This is a genomic window from Kitasatospora sp. NPDC007106, assembly GCF_040634455.1.
GTDB lineage: Bacteria > Actinomycetota > Actinomycetes > Streptomycetales > Streptomycetaceae > Kitasatospora > Kitasatospora arboriphila.
The window spans coordinates 1-6883 of record NZ_JBEYFP010000301.1 but is presented as its reverse complement, the minus strand read 5'-3'; the positions used below and the strand labels follow the sequence as shown (position 1 = coordinate 6883).

Annotated in this window: 5 protein-coding genes, 1 pseudogene and 1 riboswitch; of the genes and pseudogenes, 3 read left to right on the top strand and 3 right to left on the bottom strand. The window is 75.5% G+C overall.

The annotated features are described in order from the left end of the window. Positions 1–56 precede the first annotated feature (56 nt). Together ABZ641_RS21475 and thrS are read left to right on the top strand one after the other, a co-directional pair. Positions 57–896, top strand: a complete 840-nt coding sequence (locus tag ABZ641_RS21475) for an SDR family NAD(P)-dependent oxidoreductase (protein WP_359983974.1) — start codon at positions 57–59, stop codon at positions 894–896. Positions 897–1109: 213 nt separating this feature from the next. Further along, positions 1110–2321 (top strand): threonine--tRNA ligase, encoded by a 1212-nt coding sequence (thrS, locus tag ABZ641_RS21470; protein ID WP_359983971.1) that lies wholly within the window; start codon positions 1110–1112, stop codon positions 2319–2321. Positions 2322–2392: 71 nt separating this feature from the next. On the opposite strand, the gene ABZ641_RS21465 is transcribed toward thrS, so the two are convergent. Genes ABZ641_RS21465 through ABZ641_RS21455 form a run of 3 tightly spaced genes read right to left on the bottom strand, consistent with a single transcriptional unit; the run spans position 2393 to position 5780 of the window. Further along, positions 2393–3934: a precorrin-2 C(20)-methyltransferase gene (locus ABZ641_RS21465; protein ID WP_344621523.1), complete on the bottom strand. Its 1542-nt coding sequence runs from the start codon at positions 3932–3934 to the stop codon at positions 2393–2395. Beyond that, complete coding sequence (locus tag ABZ641_RS21460) at positions 3931–4557, bottom strand: precorrin-8X methylmutase (protein WP_344621522.1); 627 nt, start codon at positions 4555–4557, stop codon at positions 3931–3933. Before ABZ641_RS21460 ends, ABZ641_RS21465 begins: the two co-directional genes overlap by 4 nt. After that, positions 4554–5780, bottom strand: a complete 1227-nt coding sequence (locus tag ABZ641_RS21455; RefSeq protein WP_359983967.1) for a cobalamin biosynthesis protein CobG — start codon at positions 5778–5780, stop codon at positions 4554–4556. The genes ABZ641_RS21460 and ABZ641_RS21455 overlap by 4 nt, the downstream gene beginning before the upstream one ends. Positions 5781–5864: 84 nt before the next feature. Then, positions 5865–6016: riboswitch (cobalamin riboswitch) on the top strand. 401 nt (positions 6017–6417) lie between these two features. Here ABZ641_RS21455 and ABZ641_RS21450 point away from each other — a divergent pair. Beyond that, positions 6418–6883: pseudogene (locus tag ABZ641_RS21450) on the top strand (cobaltochelatase subunit CobN); the annotation flags it as partial.

Below are 6883 nucleotides of genomic sequence, written 5' to 3'. Positions count from 1 at the left end.
CCCGCACGCCGCTCCCCTCCCCCGCACGCCACTCCCCCGGAAAGGCAGGTCCCCCGATGACCGCCCCGCAGACCGTCCTGATCACCGGGTGCTCCACCGGCATGGGCCGCGAGGCCGCCCTCGCCCTGCACCGGATCGGCCACCGCGTGGTCGCCACCGCCCGCCGTCCCGAGGCCCTCGCCGACCTGGCCGGCCTCGGCATCACCACGCTCGCCCTGGACGTCACCGACGAGCGGTCGATGACGGCCGCGGTGGCCCGCGTCGAGGAGTTGCACGGCCACGTCGACGTCCTGATCAACAACGCCGCGTACGGGCTGCACCAGCCGGTCGAACTGGCCTCCCCGGAGGAGGTCCGCACCCAGTTCGACACCAACGTCTTCGGCCTCGTCCGGATGGCCCAGCTGGTGCTGCCCGGCATGCGGCGGGCCGGCCGCGGACGGATCGTCAACATCTCCTCGATGGGCGGCCGGTTCTCGCCGCCCGGCGGCGCCTTCTACCACGCCACCAAGCACGCGGTGGAGGCGATCAGCGACTCGCTGCGGCTGGAGGTCGCACCCTTCGGCGTCGACGTGGTCGTCGTCCAGCCCGGCCCGACCATCACCGGCTTCGGCGGCACCGCGGTCGCCACCATGCCGGACGGCTCCGGCCCGTACGGCTCGTTCACCACGGCGCTCGCCGACATGTACGCCAACAAGGCGTTCACCCGGCGCAGCGGCGCCGTGACGGCCGAGGCCGCCACCAAGGTGATCGTCCGGGCGGCGACGGTGCGCCGGCCGCGGGCCCGGTACGCGATCGGGGCGATGGCGCGCGGCACGATGATCGCCAAGCGGCTGCTGCCGGACGCCGCCTTCGACGCCGTCATGCGGGCCTCCTTCCCGCTGCCGAAGGCGGGCTGACGGCCCGACGGCCGCCTGCGCGGAAAAGCGCGTGCCTCACGCCCGTCCGCCGCGCTAGCCTCGGCGGCATGAAGCATCAGCGCGCTGCCGCGACCACGACGCCGGAGAGGGTCCCGGCGCGCTGACACCTGCTGTCCGAAGCCCCGGGGCGAGTGCCCCGGGGCTTCGTGCTGTGCCCGGTCACCCGTCCCGGCATCACCGAGGGAGACCGTCGTGCACGAGAGCACCGACCACCGGGACCACCGCCGGCTCGGCCGAGAGCTGGACCTCTTCGACACCGACCGGCTGATCGGGGCCGGTCTGCCCTACTGGCTGCCGGACGGCGCCGCGGTGCGGCACGCACTGGAGGAGTACGTCCGCGAGGTGGAACGGCTGGCCGGCTACCGGCACGTCCACTCGCCCGTCCTCGGCAAACGCGAGCTGTACGAGATCTCCGGCCACTGGGCGCACTACAGCGAGGACATGTTCCCGCCCATGCGGCTCGGCGGCGAGGAGGTGGTGCTGCGGCCCAGCCTCTGCCCGCACCACGCGGTGATCTTCCGCGCCCGGCCGCGCAGCCACCGCGACCTGCCGCTGCGGCTGGCCGAACTCGGCGGCATGTTCCGCTCCGAAATGTCGGGGGTGCTCGGCGGACTGACCCGGGTCAGGTCGATCCAGCTGAACGACGCCCACATCTTCTGCCGTCCCGACCAGGTCGCCGAGGAGGTCCGGTCGGCGCTGGCGCTGATCCACGGCGCGTACCGGGCGCTCGGCATCGAACCGGCCCGGCACCGGCTCTCGCTGCCCGCCGAGGGCGGCAAGTACGTCGCCGACCCCGAGATGTGGCAGCGCGCCGGCCGGCTGCTCGCCGAAGCGCTGGACGAGGCCGGGGTGCCGTACGAGGAGGAGGTGGGCGAGGCCGCGTTCTACGGGCCCAAGATCGACGTCCAGGTGGTCGACCGGGCCGGACGGGAGTCCACCCTCTCCACCGTGCAGGTCGACTTCCACCAGCCCGCCCGGTTCGACCTCGGCTACGCCGGACCGGACGGTGCCCGGCACCGGCCGGTGATGGTGCACCGGGCGGTCATCGGCAGTGTGGAACGGGCGGTGGCCCACCTGATCGAGGTGCACCAGGGCGCCTTCCCCGCCTGGCTGGCGCCCGTCCAACTGCTGGTGCAGCCGGTCGCCGAGGAGCAGCGGCCGCAGGCGGAGGCCCTCGTCCGGCAGGCCCTGCGGCAGGGGCTACGGGCCGAACCCGCCGACCCGCGGTCCGGCACCCTCGGAGCACGGGTCCGGGCCGGCCGGCTGGTGCCGTACCAGGCCGTCATCGGCGCGGCCGAGGCCGCCGACGGGCTGGTGTCGCTCCGGCTGCGGGACGGCCGACGGATCGGACCGCTGCCGGAGGCGGAGGCGTTGCGGCTGATCGGGGACGAGGCTCGGCCGTAGGGGCGCGGGTGGATCACCACTGGGGGTGCCCCCACGCGCCCCTGAAGAAACCCGTCCGGGAAAGCCTCCGGTCAGTCCTCCGGGTAGCGGCGCGGGGTCCAGACGACCTCGGTGTCGTTGCCGCGGCGGACCAGGCGGGTCTGGGAGGACCCGATGAGCAGCAGGGTGCGCATGTCGACCTCGGCCGGGTCGAGGTCGGCCAGCCGGACGGTGCGGACGCGTTCGGTGGGGCCGCCCACGTCACGGGCCATCACCACCGGGGTGTCGGCGCCGCGGTACTCCAGCATCAGGTCGCGGGCCAGCCCGACCTGGGTGGTGCGCGACTTCGAGCCGGGGTTGTAGAGCGCCAGCACCAGGTCGGCCTCGGCGGCGGCGCGCAGCCGCCGGGCGATGACCTCCCACGGCTTGAGGCGGTCGGAGAGCGAGACCACCGCGTAGTCGTGGCCGAGCGGGGCGCCGGCGCGGGAGGCCGCGGCGTGGGCGGCCGTCATGCCGGGCAGCACCCGGACGGGCACCTCGCGGTACGGGTCCTCGCCGGCCGCCTCCAGGACGGCGGTGGCCATCGCGAAGACGCCGGGGTCACCGGAGGAGACGACCGCGACGCGGCGGCCGCGGCGGGCCAGGTCGAGGGCGAACTCGGCGCGCACCGACTCGACCTTGTTGTCGGAGCCGTGCCGGACCTGGCCGGGGCGGACGGGCACCCGGTCCAGGTAGGTGGTGTAGCCGACCAGGTCGGTGGCGGCGGCCAGGGCGCCGCGGGCCTCCGGGGTGAGCCAGAGCGGTCCGGCCGGACCGGTGCCGACGACCACGACCTCGCCGGGGCCGTCCGGCTCGGGGAGGTCGAGCGGGGCGACCTTGCTGGGCAGCACGGCGACCGAGAAGTACGGCACGGTGTCGGCCTCGACCTCGGCGAGCGGCAGGGTGCGCTCGCCGTCCATGAACGCCCGCTCGACGTACTGCGCGTCGTCGAGCCGGCCGGCCCGCTCCAGGGCGCGGCGGACGGCCGGGAAGGTCCGGCCGAGCTTCATGATCACCGCGGAGTCGGCGGAGGCGATCCGGGCGGCGAGCTCCTCCTCCGGCAGGGTGCCGGGGATGATCGTCAGGGTCTCCTCGGCCTCCACCAGGGCGCTGCCGAGCCGGGCCGCGGCGGCGCTGACCGAGGTCACGCCGGGCACCACCTCGGTCGGGTAGCGGTGCGCGAGGCGCTTGTGCATGTGCTGGTAGGAGCCGTAGAACAGCGGGTCGCCCTCGGCGAGGACGACGACGTTCCGGCCGGCGTCCAGGTGGGCGGCGAGCCGGGCCGACGCCTCCTCGTAGAAGTCGTCCAGGGCTCCGCGGTAGCCACCGGGGTGGTCGGTGGTCTCCACGGTGATCGGGTAGACCAGCTTCTCCTCGATCTGGCCGCCGGTCAGGTAGCGGTCGGCGATCGAGCGGGCGATGGAGCGGCCGTGCCGGGCGCTGTGGTAGGCCACCACGTCGGCCTTGCCGATGAGTTCGGCGGCGCGGACGGTGACCAGCGAGGGGTCGCCGGGGCCGAGGCCGACGCCGTACAGCCGGCCGGTCCGCCGGTCGGTCTGCTGCCCGGCCTGCTGCCCGGTCTGCTGCTCGGTCACTCTTCTTCACTCGCAATCGCGTTGATCGCGGCGGCGGCGATCGCGCTGCCGCCGCGCCGGCCGCGGACCACCAGGTGCTCCAGGCCGGACGGGTGCTCGGCCAGGGCCTGCTTGGACTCGGCGGCGCCGATGAAGCCGACGGGCACGCCGATCACCGCGGCCGGGCGGGGTGCGCCGGCCTCGATCATCTCCAGCAGCCGGAAGAGCGAGGTCGGCGCGTTGCCGACGGCCACCACGGCGCCCTCCAGCCGGGGCAGCCACAGCTCCATGGCGGCGGCGCTGCGGGTGTTGCCGGTCTTCCGCGCGAGCTCGGGCACCGACGGGTCGGTGAGGGTGCAGATCACCTCGTTGTCGGCGGGCAGCCGCTTGCGGGTGACACCGCTGGCGACCATGTTGACGTCGCAGAGGATCGGCGCACCGGCGTGCAGCGCCTTGCGGGCCGAGGCGACCACGCCGGGCGAGTAGACCAGGTCCTCGACCAGGTCGGTCATGCCGCAGGCGTGGATCATCCGCACCGCGACCTGCGAGACGTCGGCGGGCAGGGCGGCCAGGTCGGCCTCGGCCCGGATGGTGGCAAAGGACTGCCGGTAGATGGCGGCGCCGTCCTTCTCGTACTCGATCACGTGGTCCTCCGGGCCTCGGCGACCGCCTCGGCCATCTCTTCCGTCGTCACATCCACTGGCGTCACATCCATGGGGCGGGCCGGTGTCCCGACCGGTGCCACCCGGTAGCCCTGCCCGGTGGCGAGCACGTCCACCCATCGCCCGGAGGGGTGGCCGCAGCGCCGTTCGCAGCCCGACCAGTGCACCGGCAGGCCGCCGCCGGGCGCACGTTCCAGGGCGCGGGCCGCGTCGCCGCGCACGTCGGCGAGCGACTTGCCGCAGCCGGGCAGGCCGGTGCAGGCGGTGGCGCGGTCCCAGGCGGTGCCGGGCCCGGTCAGGAAGCCGGCCGCGGCGAGCCCGGCGAGGGCCTCGGGGCCGGCGCCGGGCAGGACGGCGCCGCGCCAGGGCGTCAGCCGGACCTCGCCGGCGGACAGCCCGGCGAGCAGCCGCCACTGTGCGGCGGTGGCCCGTCCGAAGCGCGTCCCGACCGAGAGGCCGCCGGGCAGCACCCCGAGCGGCGGGTGTCCGCCGGACAGCGGGGGCAGCGGCAGGTCGCCGGGCGGCAGGAGTTCGGGGACCTCGCGCAGGTGCCAGGCCCGGGTGCCGGTGGTGCGCAGCGCGTCGAGGAAGGCCCGGGCGGCGTCCAGGGCGGCGTCCACGGCCTGTGCGGCCGGCACCGCGCGGACGGTCGTCTCGCGGCCGAGCCGCAGCAGGGCGGCGCCGCCGGGCGCTGCGATCAATGTCACATCGGCGTTCAGGGCGGCGACATCGCCGCGGCCGTCGTCCAGGGCGAACAGGAACTTGCCGGAGAGCGCGGCCGCCCAGGGCGCCGCGCAGAGCTTCGCGTCCAGCTCGCGCACCCGGGCAGCGGTGTCGGCGTGCCCCTCGGCGTCGAGGCCGGCGGTCGGCGAGGCGACGATGTTGCGCACCCGCTCGTGGGTGTCGGACGGCAGCAGGCCGACGGCCCGCAGCCGGTCGGCGAGTTCCGCGCCGCAGGCCGAAGCCAGGCCGCGCAGTTGGACGTTGCCGCGCGAGGTGGTCTCCAGCGCGCCGTCGCCGAGCGCCTCGGCCGCATCGGCCAGCGCCATTGCCTGACGAACCGTCAGCAGTCCGCCGGGCACGCGGATGCGGGCGAGGGCGCCGTCGTCGGCCGTGTGCAGACGAAGGGCCCCCGGACAGGCGTCCGACCGGCCCCGGTCGGGCACGGCGGAGCCCGCCCCGGCGGGGTCGGGAGTCGGTGACATGGCGGCGAGCATACAGATTGTCCGACGGGGCGCCCCGTCGTCTGGATCACAGTCCGCGTGCAGTCCCGCGGCCGTCCGCCACCCCGTACGATGCTGCCGGACGGTCCGTGCGGGCCGTCCGACGCCAGCGACGGCAAGCGGAGGAAACCGGTGCAAATCCGGTGCGGTCCCGCCACTGTAACCACGGCTCAGCCGCCGTGGAGCCAGGAACTCCCGCCGTCCTCCACCAGCCCGGGGCGCGGACCCCGAGGAAGGCCCGACCTGTGCGCTGCCGCATGCCCGGCTCCGCCGTCCCGCCCGGACGCGCCGAGCCGCCGCCCGCCGTCCCGGTGACCCCGGCGGCGGTCCGCCGCACCCCTGGGGCGCGTCTTCAACAATCACGGGTGCACCACAAGGGGCACGGGGAACTGCGCAATCCGGGGTGGGTGTCACGACAGCACGGGCCAAGCCGCGGTTTGCACGGTAGCCCGCATCCGGATTGCGCAGTTCCCCGCGCCCCTGGAATGACCACCCAAGCACCCTTGAAGACAGGCCGTCGCACCGCACCCCGCTCCGCCCCGCGCACCGGGCTGCCGTCCACCGCCCCGGTGCGCCGCCGCACGCCGTGGAACACCGACCAGGCCGGGAGGCCCTCCGCATGATCCTGCTGCTGTCGACCTCCGACACCGACCTGCTGAGCGCCCGCGCCTCGCAGGGCCCCGTCCGCTACCGGCTCGGCAACCCGGCCCGGCTGTCCGCCGAGGAGCTGCCCGCCCTGGTCGAGGGCACCGACCTGGTCGTCGTCCGCCTGCTCGGCGGCCGCCGCGCCTGGGAGGACGGCCTGGACGCGCTGCTCGCCGGGCCCCGCCCGGTCGTCGTGCTGACGGGCGAGCAGGCCCCGGACGCCCAGCTGATGGAGCTCTCCACCGTCCCGGCCGGCATCGCCGCCGAGGCGCACGCCTACCTCGCGCACGGCGGCCCGGCCAACCTCGCCGAGCTCGGCGCCTTCCTCTCCGACACCGTGCTGCTCACCGGCCACGGCTTCGCCCCGCCCGCCTCCGCCCCGGCCTGGGGCCCGCTGGAGCGTCAGGCCCGCGCCTCGGACGGCCCGCTGGTCGCCGTGC

Bases quoted from the DNA above. Each gene is read 5' to 3' on its own strand.
- ABZ641_RS21475 (WP_359983974.1), top strand. From the start codon at position 57: ATGACCGCCCCGCAGACCGTCCTGATCACCGGGTGCTCCACCGGCATG.
- ABZ641_RS21455 (WP_359983967.1), bottom strand. From the start codon at position 5,780: ATGTCACCGACTCCCGACCCCGCCGGGGCGGGCTCCGCCGTGCCCGAC.